This window comes from Effusibacillus consociatus (assembly GCF_042652925.1).
In the GTDB taxonomy this organism is placed as follows: Bacteria; Bacillota; Bacilli; order Tumebacillales; family Effusibacillaceae; genus Effusibacillus; species Effusibacillus consociatus.
Genome location: NZ_JBHSHC010000094.1, coordinates 1 through 807 on the forward strand (window position 1 = coordinate 1; position 807 = coordinate 807).

The 807-nt window shown below is 52.8% G+C and carries 1 pseudogene; it reads left to right on the forward strand.

From position 1 onward, the window contains the following. Positions 1-173 (forward strand): annotated as a pseudogene (locus ACFO8Q_RS11410) (reverse transcriptase domain-containing protein); the annotation flags it as partial. Between the last annotated feature and the right edge of the window lie 634 nt (positions 174-807).

Genomic DNA, 807 nt, shown 5'->3' on the forward strand with positions numbered 1-807 from the left:
AATGGCTGAAAGCGGGGTTCGTGGAAGATGATCAGTTTCACGAAACCGAGCTCGGCAGCCCGCAGGGTGGAGTCATTTCGCCGTTACTATCCAATATTTACCTGAACTATCTGGACACCATCTGGCAGAAGAAGTTTGCGGAGGTTGGAACTCTTGTCCGCTATGCCGATGACCGTGCGCCACGAAGGCGCAGGGCTGGTTAACAGCCCGTAGCTATGCTTAATCGAAGATGAGGGAGGGCCCCTCGGAGCCGCCATGCAGGTGGAGGCTTCAAACCACCGTAAGCTGCTGTGGTCAAAAGTCATGGTGGTGAGCGTTACGGAAAAGGCGAGGCTAGACCTCGTCAGGTGAGTGCCAATGGAGACGAACACCCGTAAACCGCTGATAAGGTGTCGAAAGCGTAGGGATGCCATCAAAACCGGGAGGGAGTCGTTAGCCCGGGATAAGTCTGGAGGAAACCTGCTTACTGTCCAGATGGTGGCCGGCATGGAGGCGGCGTGAACGTGGCACAGGCTTCGGTTAGGAACGTGGGAACCTGCATTTCGATGCCAAGGGAAACCTCCAAGCGGAAGAACCGCAAGGACAAAAGTACTGATGCGACATGCAGGGACGGAACAACCCGTAGTAGTCATGAAACTTCGTAATGGAAGTGGAGCGAAGGGGTTGTGTTATCCAGTTTTTGAACAGTGGTCAACCATAAGGGAGGAGCCAATGAACAAAACAAAGCCTTATGAAATTGAATATTTCGGCGCGGCAGAGCCGCTAGGTTAATGAATGAGAGCCACCATGTTAATGAAATAGAGCCAA